The sequence below is a fragment of the Pararhodonellum marinum genome (assembly GCF_015354735.1).
Taxonomy (GTDB): Bacteria; Bacteroidota; Bacteroidia; order Cytophagales; family Cyclobacteriaceae; genus Pararhodonellum; species Pararhodonellum marinum.
On the sequence record NZ_JACEFJ010000009.1, the window covers coordinates 71282 to 92501 of the forward strand.

General features: G+C 42.5%; 19 protein-coding genes. 13 read left to right on the forward strand and 6 right to left on the reverse strand.

Annotated features, from left to right (window positions below; genetic code table 11):
• The first annotated feature begins 108 nt into the window (after positions 1 to 108).
• From H1A14_RS16000 to imm31, 5 genes are all read left to right on the forward strand, one after another.
• Positions 109 to 981: a mechanosensitive ion channel family protein gene (locus H1A14_RS16000; protein WP_228527818.1), complete on the forward strand. Its 873-nt coding sequence runs from the start codon at positions 109 to 111 to the stop codon at positions 979 to 981.
• An 85-nt stretch (positions 982 to 1066) separates the two neighbouring features.
• Positions 1067 to 1999, forward strand: coding sequence for a DUF6089 family protein (locus H1A14_RS16005; RefSeq protein ID WP_194777287.1), 933 nt, complete (start codon positions 1067 to 1069; stop codon positions 1997 to 1999).
• A gap of 137 nt (positions 2000 to 2136) precedes the next feature.
• Complete coding sequence (locus H1A14_RS16010) at positions 2137 to 2598, forward strand: NfeD family protein (RefSeq protein ID WP_194777288.1); 462 nt, start codon at positions 2137 to 2139, stop codon at positions 2596 to 2598.
• Between the two features lie 3 nt (positions 2599 to 2601).
• Positions 2602 to 3597 (forward strand): flotillin-like protein FloA, encoded by a 996-nt coding sequence (floA, locus tag H1A14_RS16015; protein ID WP_194777289.1) that lies wholly within the window; start codon positions 2602 to 2604, stop codon positions 3595 to 3597.
• 62 nt (positions 3598 to 3659) lie between these two features.
• Positions 3660 to 3959, forward strand: coding sequence for an Imm31 family immunity protein (imm31, locus tag H1A14_RS16020; protein WP_194777290.1), 300 nt, complete (start codon positions 3660 to 3662; stop codon positions 3957 to 3959).
• A 27-nt stretch (positions 3960 to 3986) separates the two neighbouring features.
• On the opposite strand, the gene H1A14_RS16025 is transcribed toward imm31, so the two are convergent.
• Positions 3987 to 5549: a WG repeat-containing protein gene (locus H1A14_RS16025; RefSeq protein ID WP_194777291.1), complete on the reverse strand. Its 1563-nt coding sequence runs from the start codon at positions 5547 to 5549 to the stop codon at positions 3987 to 3989.
• 88 nt (positions 5550 to 5637) lie between these two features.
• Positions 5638 to 6906, reverse strand: coding sequence for a glutamyl-tRNA reductase (gene hemA, locus H1A14_RS16030; protein WP_194777292.1), 1269 nt, complete (start codon positions 6904 to 6906; stop codon positions 5638 to 5640).
• 231 nt (positions 6907 to 7137) lie between these two features.
• On the opposite strand from hemA, the gene H1A14_RS16035 reads away from it, so the two are divergent.
• The gene (locus tag H1A14_RS16035; protein ID WP_194777293.1) at positions 7138 to 7839 is read left to right on the forward strand and encodes a ComEA family DNA-binding protein; all 702 of its coding nucleotides are present in this window, start codon (positions 7138 to 7140) and stop codon (positions 7837 to 7839) included.
• 27 nt (positions 7840 to 7866) lie between these two features.
• Here H1A14_RS16035 and H1A14_RS16040 read toward each other — a convergent pair whose 3' ends face one another.
• Positions 7867 to 9498: an amidohydrolase gene (locus H1A14_RS16040; protein ID WP_194777294.1), complete on the reverse strand. Its 1632-nt coding sequence runs from the start codon at positions 9496 to 9498 to the stop codon at positions 7867 to 7869.
• 51 nt (positions 9499 to 9549) lie between these two features.
• On the opposite strand from H1A14_RS16040, the gene H1A14_RS16045 reads away from it, so the two are divergent.
• The 6 genes from H1A14_RS16045 to H1A14_RS16070 all read left to right on the forward strand — a co-directional run bounded on the left by H1A14_RS16045 (position 9550) and on the right by H1A14_RS16070 (position 15878).
• Positions 9550 to 10020 (forward strand): type I restriction enzyme HsdR N-terminal domain-containing protein, encoded by a 471-nt coding sequence (locus H1A14_RS16045; protein WP_194777295.1) that lies wholly within the window; start codon positions 9550 to 9552, stop codon positions 10018 to 10020.
• Positions 10021 to 10157: 137 nt separating this feature from the next.
• Positions 10158 to 10871: a Crp/Fnr family transcriptional regulator gene (locus H1A14_RS16050; RefSeq protein ID WP_194777296.1), complete on the forward strand. Its 714-nt coding sequence runs from the start codon at positions 10158 to 10160 to the stop codon at positions 10869 to 10871.
• Between the two features lie 178 nt (positions 10872 to 11049).
• Entirely contained in the window at positions 11050 to 12048 is a 999-nt protein-coding gene (locus H1A14_RS16055) for a formylglycine-generating enzyme family protein (RefSeq protein ID WP_228527819.1), read from the forward strand.
• 18 nt (positions 12049 to 12066) lie between these two features.
• The gene (locus tag H1A14_RS16060; RefSeq protein WP_194777297.1) at positions 12067 to 13386 is read left to right on the forward strand and encodes a Gfo/Idh/MocA family protein; all 1320 of its coding nucleotides are present in this window, start codon (positions 12067 to 12069) and stop codon (positions 13384 to 13386) included.
• Between the two features lie 17 nt (positions 13387 to 13403).
• On the forward strand, positions 13404 to 14324 hold the full coding sequence (locus H1A14_RS16065) for a hydroxypyruvate isomerase family protein (RefSeq protein WP_194777298.1): 921 nt from the start codon (positions 13404 to 13406) through the stop codon (positions 14322 to 14324).
• Between the two features lie 138 nt (positions 14325 to 14462).
• Complete coding sequence (locus H1A14_RS16070; protein ID WP_194777299.1) at positions 14463 to 15878, forward strand: Gfo/Idh/MocA family protein; 1416 nt, start codon at positions 14463 to 14465, stop codon at positions 15876 to 15878.
• A 329-nt stretch (positions 15879 to 16207) separates the two neighbouring features.
• Here the strand turns inward: H1A14_RS16070 and H1A14_RS16075 are convergent, their stop codons facing one another.
• Entirely contained in the window at positions 16208 to 17422 is a 1215-nt protein-coding gene (locus H1A14_RS16075) for a glycoside hydrolase family 88 protein (RefSeq protein WP_194777300.1), read from the reverse strand.
• 151 nt (positions 17423 to 17573) lie between these two features.
• A complete protein-coding gene (locus H1A14_RS16080; protein ID WP_194777301.1) occupies positions 17574 to 18383 on the reverse strand; it encodes an endonuclease/exonuclease/phosphatase family protein in 810 nt (269 codons plus the stop codon).
• Positions 18384 to 18486: 103 nt separating this feature from the next.
• Here H1A14_RS16080 and H1A14_RS16085 point away from each other — a divergent pair, with 103 nt between their 5' ends.
• Positions 18487 to 20265, forward strand: a complete 1779-nt coding sequence (locus H1A14_RS16085; protein ID WP_194777302.1) for an alpha-L-fucosidase — start codon at positions 18487 to 18489, stop codon at positions 20263 to 20265.
• A gap of 18 nt (positions 20266 to 20283) precedes the next feature.
• Here H1A14_RS16085 and truA read toward each other — a convergent pair whose 3' ends face one another.
• A complete protein-coding gene (gene truA, locus H1A14_RS16090; protein ID WP_194777303.1) occupies positions 20284 to 21087 on the reverse strand; it encodes a tRNA pseudouridine(38-40) synthase TruA in 804 nt (267 codons plus the stop codon).
• Positions 21088 to 21220: the final 133 nt, after the last annotated feature.

The window sequence follows — 21220 nt, forward strand, 5'->3', positions numbered from 1 at the left end:
AATGAAATTATTGTATCGAAAAAATATTTATTAACTTGAAAACATCAATACCTCAAAGGAAATTCCGTTTCTTCAGGAATAGATAGATGGTTTAAACTTAAAAAACAAATGGGAAAGTTTCTGGACTTGTTCAATGATTTCATGTCGATCAAGTTGTTCACAGTTTCCGATCACAGTTTAACGATCGGACTGATAGTCACTTTGGTCGTTTCTGTAACGCTTTTATTGATTGTAGCAGAATGGGTTAGAAAATTACTGGTGAACAAGGTATTGTCCAAATACCAAATTGATATGGGGACCCGTCAGGCGGTGGGAACGCTGATTAAATATGTTTTGATTCTGGCTGGTATGTTCAGTATCCTTCAGACCAATGGCATTGATTTAAGTGCTTTTGGGATTCTGGCAGGGGCCTTGGGTGTTGGTATTGGTTTTGGACTTCAAAACATCACCAACAACTTCATCAGCGGATTAATTATTCTTTTTGAACAACCTATTAAAGTGGGTGACCGGATTGAGGTGGGTGGGATCAATGGGGATGTGATTAAAATTTCTGCAAGATCTACCATGGTGGTCACCAATGACAACATCACCATTATCGTTCCCAACAGTCAGTTCATTGACAGTCAGGTGATCAATTGGTCCCATAACGATCGAAACATTCGCTTCAATTTCCCCATTGGTGTTTCCTACAAAGAGGATCCCGCAAAAGTAAAGAAAATCGTTGTAGACGCGGCTTTGGAAAATGATGGTGTACTTAAAAAACCAGCACCTGATCTGCTTTTCAGAGGTTATGGAGACAACAGTATCGATTTTGACTTGAGGGTTTGGACTTCAGAATACACCAACAAACCAAAAGTTTTACAAAGCCAATTGTATTACGAAATATTCAAGAGGTTCAACGAAGCAGGAATAGAGATTCCTTTTCCTCAGCGGGATTTGCACTTGAAAAGTGGCTTTTTTAAAAAGGAAATTGAAGAATAATTTTATTTTTTGCATTTAAATAATATTTTTGTTTCAGCTCTAGGTGTGGAAACATCGTAACCTACGGTTTTTCAGTAACTTACTAATGAAAAAAATAACTTTTATTCTTTTTTTTGTACTACTTTTTATCGGGGAGATTTATTCCCAAAGCTTGTATCGCTTCCGATTTGAAGAACCTTGGTCTATAGCCCTAAGTGCCGGTGCTACCCAATATTTTGGAGAGCTATATTCTTTCTGGAAATACGATGAAGGCATACAGCCTGATTACAACATTCAGTTGACTGGAAGATATACCTATGGTACCAGATTAAAAGTCAGGTCTGATTTTACTTACTACCAAATTTCGGGTCAGGATCCTAAGGCGGATCCAGTGAGTTACAGGCCTCCAAGAAACCTTCATTTCAGAGCAAGAAACTTCGAGTTGTCACTCATCAATGAATATTACTTGAAACCCGTTAAATTATATAATCTCAACAGACATTTTTTCAATCCTTACATATTTGTCGGGGTAGGTCTATCTACCAATAACCCCAAGGCTAGATTGAGGGGAGAGTGGGTTCCTCTTCGCCCTTTACAGATCGAAGAACAGAATTACAAAGGCATTGTTGTGGTTTTTCCGATGGGTTTAGGGTTTAAATACAAGGCTAATCCTTACATGGATGTATTCCTGGAGGGAAATTACCGATTTACCCTTACCGATTATCTGGATGACATCAGTGCATTTAATGTCAGTGAGTTTTATGAAAACTTGATTGCTGATTACGGGGTAGCAGGAGAGGGGCCTAATCCTGATAGACTGAGGCTAGCTATCAGGAATCCTGACTATGTACTGGAAAACGGTGAACCCAATGTGGATAAAATACTCCAAAGTAACGGGAGAGTGCGTAGAGGCAGTGGTTTGGAAAATAGGTATGATGGGTTTCTCACGATCAATTTTGGGGTGGAAATTTATTTGGCCCAAGATGTTTGGGACAATTGGATTTTTAGAAACAGAGGAAGAAGCTACCGTTTTTGGTAAATCATTCCTGTTTTTCACTATTCCGATTTAGCTTTATAAGCATTTTAAGCTTTTTGATCCAGCTTTTGCTTATTGTTTCAATTGTTTTCTTTTTGATCAAAATTCTGCCTATTTTGGACAGTCTTTAAAGATTATCCATGACTTGGTTTCTATTGATCAGTTTACTAACGATAGGTTTGATACTTGTTCTGGTAGAGATTTTGTTTGTTCCAGGAACAACTATTGTTGGAATTTTGGGTTTATTGGTATCGGCAGCGGGTATCTATTACGGCTTCATGGTTTTTGAGGCATCTACAGCGTGGACCATTTTAGGCTTGATGGTATTGGCCCACACAGGCTTATTGGTTTATGGCTTTTCTTCCGGCGTTTGGACCCGTTTTGCCCTCAAGGAAACCATGAGTAGCCGTAGCCATGATGACCGATTATTGGGGCTTGAGGTGGGGATGAAAGGCAAAGCCATATCAGACATCAAACCCTTCGGAAAGGCTGAATTTGGAGACATTATATATGAGGTGAAATCCGAATCCGGTTTTGTCCGGAACGGTACAGCTGTTATTATACATCGATTGGAAAACAATAAAATCATCATAAAAAGTTAAACTATGGATCTTGGCAATACCACCTTTGTGCTGTTTGCGGCCTTTGCGGCCCTCATACTGCTCTTTATTTTTCTCTATTTTGTACCGGTCAATCTTTGGATCACGGCCATCTTTTCCAATGTAAAGGTGGGTATCGGAGAGCTGATCGGGATGAGAATCCGAAAGGTACCGCCCAGTGTCATTGTAAATTCTCTGATTACGGCCACAAAGGCTGGTCTCAACCTGACTACGAATGACCTTGAAACCCATTACCTCGCCGGGGGTAATGTGCCCAATGTCATCCGGGCATTGATCTCTGCGGACAAAGCCAACATCAGCCTGAGTTTCAAACAGGCCACTGCCATAGATTTGGCAGGTAGGGATGTATTTGAAGCCGTGCAGATTTCAGTAAACCCAAAAGTAATCAATACACCGAATGTTGCCGCAGTGGCTGCTGACGGGATTCAGCTGATAGCCAAAGCCAGGGTAACAGTGAGAGCTAACATCGCCCAGCTTGTTGGTGGTGCCGGAGAAGAAACTATCTTGGCCAGAGTAGGAGAAGGCATCGTGACTTCCATAGGTTCTGCCCATAATCACAAGAGTGTATTGGAAAACCCGGACAAAATCTCCAAACTGGTTTTGGAAAGAGGACTGGATGCCGGGACAGCCTTTGAGATCCTTTCCATTGACATTGCCGACATCGACGTGGGAACCAATATCGGTGCCAAGTTACAGATCGACCAAGCCTCTGCAGACCTTAAAGTCGCCGAGGCCAAAGCCGAAGAACGAAGGGCCATGGCTGTTGCCTTGGAGCAGGAGATGCGGGCAAGGAATGTAGAAATGCGTGCCAAGGTAATCGAAGCCGAGGCAGAGGTACCCAAAGCCTTAGCAGAAGCCTTCCGCTCTGGAAACCTAGGGGTAATGGACTATTACCGCATGGAAAATATCAAATCTGACACGGATATGCGGGATTCCATTGCCACTTCCGACTCTGGAAAATCCAAAGGAGATAAGAAGTAAAAGTTAAAAGCCATAACGATCGGAGTTATGGCTTTTTTAATCTAAAAATTCTTATTCTATAAATGACCCCACCCTTTGATTTTTACGAGATTGTTGTCATCAAGAGCAATGTATTGACTCGAAAACATAAAATCTCTGGAATGAGGTCTTGTATTTTAGGGAAGGCCTCAGATAATTATGAAAATTGGTTTTACACTGTTTGGCTATTCGAAAATGAGAAAAGCTGGGATTTACCATCCACTTGTTTAGAAAAAACAGGTGATTTTATGAAAAGAGAAGATTTTTATGATGGTACAATAATTAAAGTAAAAGTCGATCCGGAAAGCGGAGAAGGAGAAATAATGAACCCTAATTTGCTTTAAAAAGAACAATTGTAAATGAAATACCGATTATTTCCTTGATTTTTTCTCCGGAAGTACTACTACTGGCTTATTCACAAGATGCATTTCCGTTTCAGCCAAAACCTTTTTGTTGGTTTCGTCGATGTAGATTTTTTTGTAATAAACGGGAAGATTTACTTCTCCAGAATCTGCAAGAATACCAAAGCGGTCCTGCATTCTAACCAATATTTTATTTTGATCTACCCGTTGGAGAAATTCGAATTTTGGAGGTGAAATGGTCAATCCTTCAGGGGATAGCATACCAAAGAGTCCTTCTTCTTCGGTCAGAAAGAAATCTTGGTCCTGAAGATAGATATTACTCAGATATTCATCCAATATCAGCCTCCCTGTGGGATCAGTCAAATTGTATTTGGCCCCTTGCCTTACCAAGGCGAGGCCTTTGTGAAACGGACCTGCGGCACCATGGCCAGCTGGTATGACCCATTCTCCAAGCGGATTGATGTATCCCCAGACCCCATTGGATTTGACCGCAGCCAGGTTTTCAGAAAAGACTTGGGCTGATTCAAATTGGGCTTCTATGACCCAATTTCCCGATTTATCCAGATAACCGAATTGTCCTAATTTTTCAGCAGGATAGAGGCCATTTTTGCCTGGATAGATCCGGTCTACACCTTTCACAGGCGCCACTTCCCATTTGCCTTGTTTGTTCAGCAGACCTACTTTGTTTTCTCTGGCATGGACCAGAAAATGGTCTTCACCCATCTTATTGACTGATTCCATACCTGCCATGTCCAGAAGTATTCCATCCTGTTTCATGATACGCCTCAACTTACCGTGGATGTACTCGAGAATGAGTCCCTCTTCTACAGTGATTTTATGGTAACTGGTGTAGCTGATGTGCGCCAAATCATTGTTGGCCTTGATTAACATGTGTTGCCTGCCATCATAGGCATAAAAATAATTGCCTCCCAAGGATTCTAAATGGTCTAAGATAGGATCCATGATATACTTTCCATATCGATTGATGATCCCATACCCACTGGATTCCTTGGCAATAATAAAACTTTCATTGGCTACTTGAAGTAGCTCAAAGCCTTGATCCAACTTAGAGGAAGGCAAAAAGAAGACCGTGTCCTTAAGTCCAATCACATGACCGTTTGGGGCAAAATAAGCAGCCGTGAATTTTCCCAAGGTAGCGATGGATCTATTGCTGTGCTGGTACAGTTGAAATTGTCCCTCTTTTTCTACAAGGATCTGATGGTTGAGGACCTCAATTTGATCGAACTCTGTGGAAAAAATCTCCTCGCCATACTCATGGTACACCCCCATTTTTTGGTCATCGCTTTTGGTAATGATCCATGGGGAGAGGTACTGGTATATTTCCTCCCCTTTCAAAGATAGAAAAGGTTTGTAGCTTTGGTTCAGCAATTTCAGCTGTTTGTCAGTCTTGCTGACCCTCACCGCCTCACCTAGCAAGGTAAACTCTTGATTGTTGAGTCTTTGGACCAAATTGAAATCATAGTCAAAAACCTCCCATTGCTGAGTTTGCGCCAACAAAGGGGAAGACAATAAAAGAAAGCAAGCTGAAATTTTAAACCAAGGGGGAATCATTAAGCCTAATTTTTAGAAAAGTAAAATATTTCTCCGCTATTTCAAACGAAAGGACAAAATATCGATAGAAACGGGGTGGAGGGGAGAATTATTTATTTTCTGGCTTTTTTTCCAGGTCGAAAAGATCTGTGATGAAATCGATCATTTGGTCTGCTTCATTCCTTTTGCAGGCAGCCCTCAATTGAACCACAGGTACTTTGATGATTTTCTGCATCATGCTTTTGGTGATCTTATCTATGATCGCCATGTGCTCCGGGTTTCCGTTTTTAAGATAGCGCTCCATCTCCTCAAGCCGGATTTGCTCCAAAGAATTTTTTAATTTATTGATGACAGGAGAGACCATCATTTCTTTTTTCCAGTTGTAAAATTCACTGATGCTCTCAGCAATGATGCGTTCTACTTCCGGTACGGCTGCCATTCTTTTTTCCAAGGTTTCGGAAGCCTTGCTTCGGATGTTGTCAACATTGTAAAGCAATACCCCAGGGACATCTTCAACATCAGTCTCAATGCTTCTCGGGACCGAAAGGTCTATGAACAACTTATAGCTCGGGATGTCAAGGGATTTAACCAGTTTTTTGGTGATAAAAGGTTCTGACTTCATGATGGAGGATACCACCACATCAGCTTCCTTGATGGCCTCTATACAGTCTTCAAACGGGATCACTTCAAAACCTAACTCAGCACCTAAAATTTGGGCTTTCTCAAAAGTCCTGTTGGTAATGGTTACTTTGGCTTCGGGAAGGTAAACCATGTTTTTGGCCACATCCTCACCTATTTCGCCTACTCCGATCAACAAGATCCGGGGCTGATAGGTATTGGATGTCAATTCTTCTATCAATTCCACTGCGGCGTAGGACATAGACGCTGCCCCATCTCTGAAAGCAGTTTCCTGTACTACCCTTTTGTTGGTGAAAAATATGGTATGCATCAGGCGGTGAAGGAAAGGACCTGCCATATCCAAGTCTACGGAGGCCTGATAAGCCCTTTTAACCTGATTGGAGATTTGCATGTCTCCGACTACCTGGGCTTCTAGTCCCATGGCCACTTTAAACAAATGGTCAATGGACTCCTTATCCTCATGAAATATTTCAAAATACTCAAGATAACTGACCGCATCAATCAATCCTTTTTCCAGACCGATCAGCTTGATGATTTCTATGCTGAGATCCAATTCATGAGCATAATAAACCTCAGTACGGTTGCAGGTAGAAAGAATAAGGGTATCGGTGATGCTGAAAAATTCCTTTAGCTTGAGCAACAAAGCGTGAATTTCGGCATCATCCAATGCAATGATTTCCCGTATTTCTACAGGGGCATTTTTGTAGGATAAACTGACGGCTCGGAATTTGCTTTGCATTATCAACCTATAATTTGAGAACAAATTTAATCACCAATACAATCAGAAGGAATATTTTCCTGTTTCGAAGGGTAATTTAAAATCTGTCTAAATAAGTGATGGGTTAATTTTCTCTTGATTTCTCATACAAAAATGGTAAAAATTGGAAAATAATTCCAATATGATTAATTTATGCTTCATAGAGCCTGTCTATCAGGCTGATTATTGTTTAAATCTAACATTCACCAAGCTGTGAAACAGAAACTTTTTTATTTTTTTAAAAACTATTTGGGTTTTACCAAACGGGAAGCCAAGGGATTTGTGATGGTTTTACCGGTATTGTTTGTGCTTTATGCGGTTCCGTGGGGAATTAGAAAAGCGAGCAGTTTCCAAACCGAGCAAATTAAAGAACAATACCTTGGTATAGTCCAGGAATTGATGGCTCAGGAAGAAGCATTAACCGGTAAATCTTTAAAATCAAAAACGTCAATTGACACAACACCTCCTCAAAATGTAAATCAGCCAGAAAACTGGAAGGTCAGTCCAACTCCCCAGCAAAAGAACCTAACTTTGGCGGAGGTAGACTCCATTTCCCTTCAGGTAGTTTCCGGCATAGGGGCTACATTGGCGGGGAGGATTGTAAAATACCGGGAAAATCTCGGTGGATTTGTGCGGAAAGAGCAGTTGCTGGAAGTTTATGGTTTGGAGCAGGAGGTGGCCATGAGGGTGGTAGATCGCTTTGCTTTTGTCCCAAGCAACATCAGTAAAATCAAAATCAACGAGTCGGAAGTAGCTGAGTTGGCCAAACATCCCTATATCACTTACGGGGAAGCCAAGGTCATCGTGGCTTACCGAAAGCAGCATGGACCATATGACCAAGCTGATGATTTGCTTAAAATCCGTATTTTGAGTGAGGATTGGGTAAACCGGTTAAAGCCATATTTGTCTTTTTAAACAGATTCGAAAGAAGGAACTTGTTGCCTAATACACTTTTGCCCCATCCACATAGGTAGCCTTGACAGACAGGTTCCGCAAAGTATCCTCAGGGGCTTCCATCAAATCTTGGTCTAAAACAACAAAATCTGCCAGTTTACCCACCTCCAGACTTCCCTTGAGGTTCTCCTCAAAGTTTGCAAATGCGGCCCAAATGGTCATTCCCCGCAATGCCTCTTCCCGTGTTAAGCTGTTTTCAGTCTGAAATCCATCCTCCGGCCAATTTTCGGCATCTTTTCTGGCTATTGCTGCATGGAAGCCATAAAGGGGATTGATGTCCTCCACAGGAAAATCACTGCCCAAAGCAATTGTGCCATTTTGTTGCAAAAGCGTTTTGTAGGCATAGGCAGTTTTGATTCTATCAGGCCCTAGCCGCTCTTCGGCCCAATACATATCAGAAGTGGCATGGGTCGGTTGGACAGAAGGGATGATGCTGTATTGCGCAAACTTGGCTACATCCTTTTGATTGACCACCTGGGCATGTTCAATCCGCCACCTTAAGTCATTCTTGGTCTTTAAGACCCTGGCATAAATATCCAGCAAGGTACGGTTGGCCGAGTCCCCTATGCAATGGGTGTTCATTTGAAAACCGTTTTCAAAGAGGCTATAAGCAAACTTTTCAAAATTTTCGGGAGTATTGAGTAAAAAGCCGAATTCCTCTCGATGGTCATGGTAGGGTGCTAACAAGGCCGCACCTCTGGAACCCAAAGCGCCATCTCCGTAGATTTTGAAGCTTCTGACGGTAAGCTGATCATTTTGGATAGGGCCCTTTTCGAAATAATATTCCAAGTTTTCAGGGGTGGGGTTGACCATGGCATAGATCCGCATTTTCAAACTGCCTGCTTCGTGTAGGGAGGCGATGAGATCGATGTGTTTTTTGTCAAGGCCAGCATCAGCGACTGAGGTCAATCCAACAGCGAAGCAGTTTTCCTGCGCGGCCAGTAGGGCTTTTTGTGCTTCCTCTTCTGTTTCATCAGGAATTTGGAAGGAAACCATGCTGATGGCATTGTCAACAAGCACTCCGGTGGGAGCACCATTTTCCAGGATCACCTTGCCACCCATAAGGTTGGTTTTGGCTGAAACACCTCCCAATTCCAGGGCCTTGGCATTGGCCAAAGCGGCATGCCCGTCTATTCGGGTCAAAAGTACCGGTGTGTCTGGAAACAATTCATCCAGGCGGTTTTTCGAAGGAAATTTTTTTTCTTCCCAAAGATTTTGGTCCCAACCCCTGCCCAAGATCCAAGCAGCCTCCGGGTGATTTTGGTGGTGCTGAACTACTCTTTCGATCATTTCAGCTTCTGATTTGGCCCCGGTTAGGTCGGCTACCTGCAACCCTGTTCCGTAACGGTAAAAATGGGCATGGGCATCAATAAAGCCGGGATACACATACTGACCTGCTAAGTCAACCACATCAATGGCTTGGTAATCTTTCAGAATTTCTTTTGCTGATCCCAATGCCACAATCCTGCCCCCTTGAATAGCCATGGCTTCTTGGGTATCAAAAGTCTCATTGACTGTGTACAGGGTTCCGTTGTGTAAAATAAGGTCAACGTTGGTTTTTTGCTTACAAGCCATCGCAAAGCCCAAGCATAAAAGGAATAGAATCAGTTGGTTTTTCATTCTTGAATCTGATAATTTCAATTTGTGGTGATTAGCCTCCATATTTGCACCATGTATGAAGAGAAACATGCTTACCTGAAGGTGCCATTGAATCTTCCCCAAGCTCCCGTTAAGCTAGAACATAGGGAGGGTAAATTAAGTATTTTTGATACATTGCGAAAGAAATTTTTGATTTTGACCCCTGAAGAATGGGTAAGGCAACACATCATTCATTTTTTGATTGAATTTAAAAAGTATCCCAGAGGACTATTTGCCTTAGAGAAAGGGCTCAAATACAATCAAATGCAAAAAAGGTTTGATGTTTTGGTGCTGGACAGATCTGGATTTCCATTTTTATTGGTGGAATGCAAGGCACCACAGGTAAAACTGACCCAAAAAACCGTTGAACAAGTGGCACTTTATAATAAAACATTGTTAGCCCAATACATTTGCATTTCAAATGGAAATCAGCATTTTCTATTGAAAAAAGAACCAGATGGACAGGCTTATCTTCAAATCAACAGTTTTCCCGACATAACCTAGATGGTAGCATGTTGAAAAGAAATCCCAATTCACCAAAACTTAAAGGAGGTTTGAAAATCAAACTCACTTTATGTGACTTTTGTCATCTTTTTTGGTAGTTTTATGTAATATTTTTGGCATTAGGAAAATGAAACACTATGGCCGTTTTGGAAAAAAATACACCTTGCGAACTTTGTTTAAGTAAGAAATTCTCTATGTTTTCTGACCTTTCCGGGGAGCACCTTTGTAATATCTCTGAAAATAAAAATTTCATTTCCCACAAAAAAGGCCAGATTTTGTATTATGAAGGCACCAAACCTATGGGTGTTTTCTGTATCAACTCTGGGGTAGTTAAAGTATTCAAAACAGCTTCGAACGGCAAAGAACAAATCATCAGATTGGCCCAAAAGGGGGAATTTCTAGGATATACCTCACTGATTGGAGAAGAATCCTATTCCAATACTGCTACCATTCTAGAGGATGCCAAAATATGCTTTATTCCTAAAGAAACCTTTCTTAGCATTTTGACGAAGGACAATATCTTTCATCGGAGGCTTACTCGGGCCTTGTGCCATGACCTTGGCGTAATGGAAAACAAGCTCACTGATGCAACTCAGAAAACCATCCGTGAGCGACTGGCATTCACTTTGCTTATGCTAGCCGACAATTATGGGGTAGATGGTAACGAAAAACAAAAGATTGACATTGTACTCACCAGGGAAGAAATTGCGGGACTGGTGGGAACTGCCACCGAAACGGTCATCCGATTGCTTTCAGAATTCAAAAAAGACAAATTGATTGAATTTCAGGGAAAGAAAATCATTGTGTTGGATAAGAAAAGCCTGGCCCGGCTTTCTGATTTTTATGGGTAAGCATAAGGGTGGCTGACATTTTAATCTCATTTCACAACCGTTCCGTCATAAAGGTTTTTACCTTTTTTAACCACCTGTTTTTTAGAAAAAGCTAATATTTTATGGTTGAATGGTGCTGAAAGGATGGTATTTTCATTGGAAATAGTTAGTTTTCGAAAACCTGTAAGCCTAAAATAAAATGAAACCCATTGCATTGGCCTGTTGCAGCTTAATGTTGTTGCTGGCTTATTTAATAGACCCCCTACTGCCGAAAGCCACTCAGCTTTCATTTGATCCCTATCAGCAGGAAATTCCCGGCACAGAACAATATTTTGGAATGGTTCCAATTCCTGCTGGAGAATTTATAATGGGCAGCGCCGAATCCGAAAAAGGAAGATTAGAAGACGAAGGGCCCCAAAGAAAAGTGAGCTTGGATGCTTTTTGGATAGGTACCCATGAAATCACTTGGGATCTTTTCGAAATGTTTTTGGACAAGAATTACGAGGCTTCGGTAAGTGAAAAGGCATTGCCTGTTGAGGTGGACGGTTTGACAAGACCTTCTACACCTTATTTGGACATGACTTTTGGTATGGGCAAGGGAAATCGACCTGCCATCGCCATGACCCAATATGGGGCCATTCAGTTTTGCAAATGGCTTTATGTCAAAACAGGAATCTTTTATAGATTGCCCACTGAGGCGGAGTGGGAGTATGCAGCAAGGGCAGGTAGTGAGGATACTTATTTTTTCGGTAATGATCCCGATCAAATAAATGAATACGCTTGGCATGCAGGAAACAGTGGAGAGTCCACCCACCCTGTGGGTTTGAAAAAACCCAACCCATGGGGTCTTTATGATATATTGGGCAATGTCATGGAGTGGACTTATGACGGGTATCAGTCGCCATACCCCAAAGCACAGGATGGAATTGCCTTGAAAAACCCCATAATTGAACCATCCAGCCTGTATCCTAGGGTCTTGAGAGGAGGTCATTATGAAAGTGGGGCCGAAGACTTGAGGTCTGCCAAGCGGTTTTTCTCTACCCCGGTTTGGAAGCAATTGGATCCTCAGATCCCTAAGAGTAAGTGGTGGTTTCCCGAAGCACCATTTCTGGGCCTTCGTGTGGTAAGACCTTATCTAACTCCCTCAGAAGAGGTTATTATGGCTTATTATGACCAATCCCATATTGATGATTATTGACCATTAAAAATAGATAACATGAACCCATACCAAAATAATCAAAGAAGAAAATTTCTAAAAACAAGTGCTGTTTTAACGGGTGGCGCAGTTTTGAGTCCTTACATTTTACCAGGAGCTTATGCCTCTGGAAGTGATGTGATCAAAGTGGCCTTGATTGGCTGTGGAGGCCGGGGTACCGGAGCAGCCTTTCAAGCCTTCGATACCGGGCAAAACATACAGTTGGTCGCGATGGCAGATGCATTTCGAGACAGGATTGATAAATCCTATGAACCCCTTATCACCAAATATGGAGCTGAAAAAGTCAGGGTGCCCGAAGAAAGGAAATTTGTTGGTTTTGAGGGCTACAAAGAAGCTATGAAGGATGCAGATGTAGTAATTTTGGCCGCACCTCCTGGTTTTAGGCCCTCACACTTTGAGGAAGCTGTCCGACAAAACAAGCAGGTATTTATGGAAAAGCCGGTGGCTACGGATGCCAAAGGGATCCGGCAGGTATTGGCTGCAGCAGAAGACGCAAAAAAGAAAAAACTCAATGTAGTGGTAGGGCTTCAACGACGCTATCATCCAAAATACATCGAAACCATTGCCCAAATCCACAACGGCACCATTGGTGATGTGGTGGGCGGACAGGTGTATTGGAATGATGGAGGCGTATGGGTCAATCCTCGACAGGCAGACCAAACAGAGATGGAATATCAGATGAGAAACTGGTATTACTTCAACTGGCTATGTGGCGACCATATCGTAGAACAGCATGTACATAACCTGGATGTAGCCAACTGGGTGAAAAACGGGTATCCCGTAAAAGCAGAGGGGACAGGAGGACGTACAGTAAGAACAGGTAAAGAATTCGGAGAAATTTTTGATCACCACAGCCTCCGATTCACTTATGCTGACGGCACCATCATCAACAGCGAATGCCGACATTTCCCCGCTGCACAAAACAAGGTGGATGAATCCTTTGTAGGCACGAAAGGAAAAGCCTATTTTGGAGGTGGAAACAGCGGTAAATTATGGGATCATTCAGGCAATGAAATCTACAGCTACGAATCCAATGTCAACCACAATCCTTATCAAATAGAACATGACTTACTTTTTGATGCCATTGTAAAAGGTGAATACCGCTATTCGGATGCCGAACATGGGGCAAAGAGTACCATGACGGCCATACTGGGAAGATATGCCACTTACTCCGGTAAAGAAGTCTCTTGGGAAGAAGCCTTGAATTCCGAAATGGATTTGATGCCTGCCCAGTTGACCTGGGATAGCATGCCTAAGGTGCTTCCCAATGGGGACGGTTTCTATCCTCATGCAATTCCCGGTAAAACAAAAGTTGTTTGATCATAAAATCCATTACCATGCAAAGAAGAAAATTTATAAGAAATATCGGTTTGAGCACTGCTTTGGCAGGAATGGGAGGGTATCAGCACTTAAAGGCCAACCCTGAGCATAGGTCAAGTGCCCCTCACGCTTTTAACCTCAAGTATGCACCTCATTTCGGTATGTTCAAACACCATGCTGGGGAGGATTTGGTGGATCAATTGACCTTTATGTCCGAGCAAGGCTTTATGGCTTTGGAAGACAATGGCCTACTAAAAAGGAGTGAAGCCGATCAGAAAAAAATTGGTGCTGCACTGGAAAGACTGGGAATGACCATGGGCGTGTTTGTCGTGGATGGGGGTGACAATTGGAAAACTTCTTTGACCACTGGAAAGGATGAGTTTATGGAAACTTTTCTGTCAACCTGTAAACAGTCCGTTGAAGCCGCAAAAAAGGTCAATGCCAAGTGGATGACCGTAGTCCCTGGTTTTTATGAAAGGAAAATCCCCATTGGAATACAAACAGGCAATGTCATTGAGGCCTTAAAAAGAGGGGCTGAGATTTTGGAACCCCATGGTCTGACGATGGTTCTCGAACCCTTAAGTGATACCCCTGACTTATTTTTGAGAAACTCGGACCAATCTTATGCCATTTGTAAAGCCGTGGATAGCCCTGCCTGTAAAATTCTGTACGACATCTACCATATGCAAAGAAATGAAGGAAATCTGATCACTCATATGGAGGCGGCTTGGGATGAAATCGCCTACATCCAAATCGGCGACAATCCTGGGAGAAAAGAACCTGGTACCGGAGAAATCAATTACTTAAACGTTTTTAAATACCTTGATGAAAAGGGTTTTAAGGGTATTGCAGGGATGGAACACGGTAATGCTTCACCTGGATTAGAAGGTGAAAAAGCGCTGATTGAGGCTTACAAAAAAGCAGACAGCTTTAAGTAGAGGTAGTCAACAAAATAACCTACCGCATCAATTTTACACAACCAAACATCCAAACTCAAGATAATCTGACTTGTCTGTTTGGGTGTTTGGTTATTTTTTGTCATTTTGTTTGATACTTCTATTTAATGTCAATTCTACATGAGCAAGAACAGACGTGAATTCCTGATCCGTTCAGGTTTGGCTGGTTTAGGCCTATTTGGCAGCAGCCTCAGGGGAATGTCCAAAGTTGAAATAGTCTTACCTGCACATCTCAAAGCTATTTCTTCTCAATACCAAAAGTTCAATATGTCGGGGTATGCAGCGCCAAAAATTGATACGGTAAGGGTGGGAGTGATAGGGCTGGGCATGCGAGGACCCGGAGCGGTCAACCGCTTAAGTAAAATACAGGGAGTGGATATTATAGCGCTTTGCGATTTGCATGCCGAACGGGTGGATAAGTCCAAAAAATTATTGGAAGGGACTTCCCATGAGCCAGAAGGCTATAGTGGCAACGCAGATGTTTGGAAGAAAATGGTGGATAGGACAGACTTGGACTTGATTTACATTGCCACCCCATGGGATTGGCACGTGCCCATGGCGGTATACGCAATGGAAGCAGGTAAGCATGTGGCCGTGGAAGTTCCCGCCGCCAAAACTTTGGAGGACTGCTGGAAACTGGTAGAAACTTCGGAAAAGACCAAGAAGCACTGCATGATGCTGGAGAATTGCTGTTATGATTTTTTTGAACTGCTGACCTTACATATGGCTAGACAGGGATATTTTGGAGACATCATCCACGGGGAAGGGGCCTACATTCACGATTTGTTGGATTTGAATTTTGCCAAAGAGGATGGGTATGAGCGCATGTGGCGGCTCAAAGAGAATCAGCGGGACGGCAACCTCTATCCCACCCATGGGCTTGGACCGATTTGCCAGCTGATGGATATCAACCGCGGCGATCAAATGGATTACCTCACCTCTCTTTCCTCCAACGATTTCCATATGGCTAAAAAAGCCAATGAATTGGCGGAAAAGGATGAGTTTTATGCAGCCTTTGCGGGGAAAAAATTTGGGGGTAACATGAATTCCACCTTGATCAAAACCAAAAAAGGAAAATCTATTCTTTTGCAGCATGATGTGAGTTCCCCTAGGCCCTATTCCCGTTTACATGCTTTAAGTGGAACCAAAGCATATGCTCAAAAATACCCCAGACCGATGATCTCAAAAGGGCATGGGTGGCTTGATGAAAAAGAGATAAAGCAGGTTGAGGATCAATTCACCCCTGAAATTGTGAAAAAAGTAGGTGAGCTGGCCAAGCAGATCGGTGGCCATGGAGGGATGGATTTCATGATGGATTGGCGCTTGATTGATTGCCTTAGAAACGGTCTTCCACTGGATCAGGATGTCTATGATGCGGCTTTATGGAGTGCCATAACCCCATTGAGTGAATGGTCCGTGGCCAATCGCTCCAATTCCATAGACGTTCCGGATTTTACCCAAGGTGCGTGGAAAACCAACCGTCCCGTGGAATTGACACTTAAGGGGGGAGGTACTACTCTGGTGAGGCTTGATTAAAAAGGCTAAGGACACCAAGAAAAAATTAACCAGATAGAAAACTAGGTATCACTAAAGACACAAAGGAATCATTTGGGAACTCATAAGACTTGTTGAACTCTATTACCATTTGTTTTCTTTGCGGTAAAAAAAAACCACAAAAGAAACCAAGAAATGAGTTAGGCTAAACCATATGTATCAAGTAAATAATCCTTTGCGAACTCTGTGCTTACTTTAGTGTTCTCTGAGGTAAAAAAAACCACAAAGGACACCAAGAGATAGTTAGGCTAAAACCATGCAATCAGATTAAAAAATACGTTGTGGTTTACATGGTAAAAGAAAATCAAATATCACAAATACCAGTTTTTATACCTCAATAAGGCTTCCACGAAATAATAATCAGCATATGTAAGTGGCACATCCACCTCACTGTTTGCTTTGAGGTGACCCACAGAATGTTTCAACAAAAAGCCGCCCAATTCCTCATTTTTGGCTCTGTATTTTTCAGATGACAAGGATTGAATCATAATTTCAGCAGCAGCGAGGTATTTGTCTGCCTCAGCTTGATCGACATATTTTGCCAATTCCAGCAAAGCCGAAGCATTGATAGCACCCGCAGAAGCATCCCGAAGGGTTTCTTTCCCTCCTTCTGCATCGAAATCCCAATAAGGGATCATGTCTTCAGGAAAGTTGGGTTGATTGAGGGTGAAATCTGCTATTTTCTGAGCCTGTTCCAGGTACTTTGGATCCATGGTTTCCCGGAACATCACTGTGTAGCCATATAGCCCCCATGCCTGACCCCTAGACCATGCCGAATCATCAGACAAACCCTGAGCGGTTAACCTTCCCACTATTTCACCACTTTTTGGATCATAGTCAATCACATGATAGGAACTGTTATCATTTCTGAAATGGTTTTTCATGGTATGGTCTGCATGGGTAATGGCCAATTCCTTGAATCTTTCATCATCAGAAACTTTACTCGCCCAAAAAAGAAATTCCAGATTCATCATATTGTCAATGATCACCGGATATTGCCAAGATCCATGGTCCCATGACCTGATCAGTCCGACTTCCGGTTTGAAACGGGTAGCCAAAGATTCAGCTCCTTTCAACATGATTTCTTTGTACGCTTCGTTGCTTTCCAGACGGTTTGCATTTCCAAAACTGCAATAAAGCATAAACCCCAAATCATGGGTTCCCGTGTTGAATTGCTCTTTTTCCAAAATTTCAAGCTTTTTCATAGCCAAATCCCAGAGCTCCTTATCTCCAGTACCTTCGTAAAGATAAATAAGCGTACCGGGAAAAAATCCTGAAGTCCACCAGCCTGTATTGGAGGTTTCCAGCTCGCCTCTGTCTTGGTAATAGGTTTTTGGCATCCGGTCTTCGGGGACCAAAGTGGACAAATGCTTGTATTGAGCTGCTGCTTTGTCCAACTGATCTTCTATCAGCCCATCCCAGTCAAAGCTGCTTTCCTCCTGCTCAGATTGGGTCTCTTTAGTTTGGCAGGAAAATAAAAATGACGTCAAAATGACGAAAATGATGGCTATAGAAGCTTTTTTCATAGGTTTTTAGGTTTAATAATAAGAATCAAAGCAAGATAATGGATAAATTTTATTGCAGGAAAAATAAAGTGAAAATACCAAAAAGGAAAAGACAGGAGCCGAGTAACACCCCCAACACAAAAGACAGGTTAAGCGATTCATTTATTGTGAACTATAAGAAACCCAAACTGACCTCTACCAGCAATGGAAGGTGATCGGAATAATCAGCAGGCAAAACTTTGGCAGATTTGATCTGCCAAGGATGGTTTTTGGAAAGCCAAATGTAATCAATCCGAATTTTTGGATCTTTAGAGGAATACGTGGCTTGCGGTTTGCCGAATTCCAGGGCTGTATCGAAGAATTTTTCGCTCATCTTGGCATATCCAGGCGCATCCATCTCAAAATTAAAATCTCCGGCAATAATTAGCGGATGGTCCATTTTTTCGACATGAGCCAAAATTGCGGTTACCTGTGCGGTTCGGTTTTCTTCAAATTCGTGGCAAAGGTGGGTGCCTCCAAAGCTAAGTTTACTACCATCATCCAATGTGAGGGTTGCCAAAGCCAAAGCCCTGCCTTCTCCTCCCAAAGGGGTTGGGAGGGAAAGACTTTCTGTAATGGCAGGATATCCCAACAACAAGCCTTCACCATAAGCACCTTCGCTAAAAGTAATTGCCTTAGCGAAAAAACTATCCATTCCTGTCAATTTTGCCCATTCCTGCATCAGGTTTACTTTTGTGCCATCGTGAAGGGTAGCAGTTCGCAGGGTCATGCTGTCTACCTCCTGCATGGCTACCAGATCGGGATTAATTTTTCTGATCAACTGTGCCACTTGAGTTACATTGGATTGATTTTTTTGATAGGGGTGCTCTCCATGGTAGATGTTATAGGACAGGATGACAAAGTTTTTGGTTTTTTTTTGTTGGGACAAAAGACCAAACATCAAAACCAGTACACCAAAGGATGTCCACAAAAATATTTTCATTTCAATTTGGAAGATAATGTATGGTTTGAATTTAGTAAAATAATGTAAATTTCCTTTAAAAGAGGCATTGACCCATTTTCATTTATCCCAAAATGTAATCTACATGAAAAATATTCGCCTGGTTTTTATCTATTCGGTATTCATGGTTTCAAATGTTCTAAATGCCCAAGATTTAAGAACAGACTGGTGGACAGATGCCCGCTTTGGGATGTTTATTCACTGGGGATTGTACAGTGGGGCAGAGGGGATGTGGAAAGGAGAAAAACACCGGCATTTCAATAATTATGCAGAATGGATCAAATACCGAAACCGAATCTCCACAGAAGCCTACGGGAAATTAGCTGAGCGATTTCTTTGGGACGACATTGATCCGGAAGAATGGGTCATCTTGGCCAAAAAAGCAGGCATGCATTACATTACCATTACAGCCAAACACCATGACGGATTTGCCCTTTGGGATACCCAAGTCGGTGAATACAGTTTCAAACAATATGATCCTGAGAGTAAGGATGTCATCGCTGAACTGGCAGCGGCATGCAAAAAACATGGAATAAAATTGGGCTTTTACTATTCCCATTGGGTGGATTGGGAGCATCCTTTTGGCTGGGACCACAACCGGGAGCTGAGCGATGACTTGAGTGCTGAAGAATTCGATCAATATTGGCAGGAGAAAGTCATGCCTCAGTTGAGGGAATTGTTGACGAATTACGGAGAGATTGCCATGCTCTGGTTTGACATGTGGATTCCCCACCAGGAAACCATTGTGGAGGAGCATCAGGTCAGGCAGGTGATCAGTTTGGTGAGGGAGCTTCAGCCCGATTGTCTGATCAATTCCAGGTTGGGTTTGCCTGTTTCTGATCCGGACATTGATTTTGAGACCTTGGGAGACAACCAATTGGGGGCCATTTATCAAACCAACCCTTGGCAAACACCGGGAACCATTGCCCATTCATGGGGCTACAATGCGCTGGAAAATGAATGGAAATCCACCAATCAACTGCTGCAGGCATTGATCAACAATGTCAGTCTCAATGGTAATTTTATGTTGAACATAGGCCCACGGGCTGATGGATCTGTTCCTTTTGAATCTATTTCCCGCTTAAAGGACATGGGGCAATGGCTTGCCACTAATGGAGAGGCCATTTATCAAGCCGGTGGAATAGCGCTCAGGCCCACCCAACATGATTGGGGAAAAATCACCTATAAAAGTGAGGGAGAAAGGAAGAAATTATATCTACAAGTATTCAATTGGCCTTTGGACAAAATATTAAGGGTTACGGGGATTACTGCCACTCCCAAATCAGCCTATCTTCTGGCAGATAAATTGAAAACAAATCTCAGCTTTGACCAAAAGGGACCATTTCTTCATATTGATTTACCTAGGATCCAGCCAGATCCATTTGTTTCAGTGGTGGTCCTGGAATTTGGAGAAGATTTGAATTTGGATAGAGAAGTGGCTGCCGAATCCAGTTTTGGAGGGGTTTCGCTACATGCTAGAAACCTATTATCCCATAAGGCCGAAAAGGTGAAGGCGGACAGGGTTACTCCTGAACACCTGCTATTGAAGGAAGCTGAAGTGCTTGAATGGAAATTTTATGTAGATGCTCCAGGAGAAAAACAAATGAGCCTATCCTATGCCAATCCCGGAATTAAAGACATCGATTTTCAATTAGAGATTAAGGGACTTGAAACCATCACTAAATCCCTTCCACCCACGGGCAAAGTGGTCGTGGAGCCCAACCAGCAGTTTTATGCAGAGGAGTTTGTGGACACCCCACTTGGTAAGGTAAATATTCCCGAACCAGGGTATTATACGGTTCTATTTCAGCTCAAAACCCGAAGTAGAGAAAGTTTAAAATTGAATTGGATTTGGGTGGAGTAGTTGAGGAATTGAAGTTTTTCAATCCAGTAGAAAACTGGAAAGATCCTGAAATTCAATGTCATGCAAGATTAACCCATTTGCAGGTGCTTTTCGGCACAAAGGGGATATGATTTCACTCTCAAGTGCAGCCTCAAGGTCATGGAGGGACAAATCCCCTCTTCCCACTGCCCAAAGTGCACCCATCATCAGCCTCACTTGATTTCTCAGAAAACCAGAAGATTTTACCCTAAAACAAAATGATTGTTGGGGGTGATATGCCGAGATAAACGGAGCGGTTTCGATGATCTCTGACACTAAGATATCTCTAAGGAAGATCGTCTCTTCATTGGGTTTGATACAAAATCTGCGGAAATCATGCCTTCCTTGGAAAATCCCTGCCCCTTCTATCATATCCTGCAGATTCAGGTTTTCTGGGAAATAAGCCAGTGTAGCCGCTCCAAAAGGATGAAATTTCTCGCCAAAGGAAAAATGGTAGTGGTACTCTTTTTGGTACACATGCTGAATGATATTGAATGCGGGAGAAATGGGGTGAGCTTCCAAGATACGGATATGAGCGGGAAGCATTTGATTCAAGGCCTGCATAGTGGCTTGTGGATCCAAAATCTGACTGCTGAACAGCTCAAAAGCACCATTTTGGCAAGAGACTCCGGTGTCTGTTCTGCTGGCTCCCAGAATATTGAATTGATCATGACCCAAAACCCATCCCAGCACCCTTTCCAGTTGACCCTGAATGGTTTTTACATTGGGCTGCTTTTGCCAACCATGGTATCCCAAACCCAAATATTGAATCCGGAAAAAGTAGGTATGTGGTTTGGTTTTCATAATGGTAAAAATAAAAAAATATGCTTGGAATTTATTTTTGAAGTGTAAGCCCTGACCAACGTAGCCGTATTTGGACTGGTTATTTGATATTTTTGGCTTGTGATGATTTATTTTTGATCTTAGATATGTGTTC

Bases quoted from the DNA above. Each gene is read 5' to 3' on its own strand.
- H1A14_RS16000 (WP_228527818.1), top strand. From the start codon at position 109: ATGGGAAAGTTTCTGGACTTGTTCAATGATTTCATGTCGATCAAGTTG.
- H1A14_RS16005 (WP_194777287.1), top strand. From the start codon at position 1,067: ATGAAAAAAATAACTTTTATTCTTTTTTTTGTACTACTTTTTATCGGG.
- H1A14_RS16010 (WP_194777288.1), top strand. From the start codon at position 2,137: ATGACTTGGTTTCTATTGATCAGTTTACTAACGATAGGTTTGATACTT.
- floA (WP_194777289.1), top strand. From the start codon at position 2,602: ATGGATCTTGGCAATACCACCTTTGTGCTGTTTGCGGCCTTTGCGGCC.
- imm31 (WP_194777290.1), top strand. From the start codon at position 3,660: ATGACCCCACCCTTTGATTTTTACGAGATTGTTGTCATCAAGAGCAAT.
- H1A14_RS16025 (WP_194777291.1), bottom strand. From the start codon at position 5,549: ATGATTCCCCCTTGGTTTAAAATTTCAGCTTGCTTTCTTTTATTGTCT.
- hemA (WP_194777292.1), bottom strand. From the start codon at position 6,906: ATGCAAAGCAAATTCCGAGCCGTCAGTTTATCCTACAAAAATGCCCCT.
- H1A14_RS16040 (WP_194777294.1), bottom strand. From the start codon at position 9,498: ATGAAAAACCAACTGATTCTATTCCTTTTATGCTTGGGCTTTGCGATG.
- H1A14_RS16045 (WP_194777295.1), top strand. From the start codon at position 9,550: ATGTATGAAGAGAAACATGCTTACCTGAAGGTGCCATTGAATCTTCCC.
- H1A14_RS16050 (WP_194777296.1), top strand. From the start codon at position 10,158: ATGGCCGTTTTGGAAAAAAATACACCTTGCGAACTTTGTTTAAGTAAG.
- H1A14_RS16055 (WP_228527819.1), top strand. From the start codon at position 11,050: ATGAAACCCATTGCATTGGCCTGTTGCAGCTTAATGTTGTTGCTGGCT.
- H1A14_RS16060 (WP_194777297.1), top strand. From the start codon at position 12,067: ATGAACCCATACCAAAATAATCAAAGAAGAAAATTTCTAAAAACAAGT.
- H1A14_RS16065 (WP_194777298.1), top strand. From the start codon at position 13,404: ATGCAAAGAAGAAAATTTATAAGAAATATCGGTTTGAGCACTGCTTTG.
- H1A14_RS16070 (WP_194777299.1), top strand. From the start codon at position 14,463: ATGAGCAAGAACAGACGTGAATTCCTGATCCGTTCAGGTTTGGCTGGT.
- H1A14_RS16075 (WP_194777300.1), bottom strand. From the start codon at position 17,422: ATGAAAAAAGCTTCTATAGCCATCATTTTCGTCATTTTGACGTCATTT.
- H1A14_RS16080 (WP_194777301.1), bottom strand. From the start codon at position 18,383: ATGAAAATATTTTTGTGGACATCCTTTGGTGTACTGGTTTTGATGTTT.
- H1A14_RS16085 (WP_194777302.1), top strand. From the start codon at position 18,487: ATGAAAAATATTCGCCTGGTTTTTATCTATTCGGTATTCATGGTTTCA.
- truA (WP_194777303.1), bottom strand. From the start codon at position 21,087: ATGAAAACCAAACCACATACCTACTTTTTCCGGATTCAATATTTGGGT.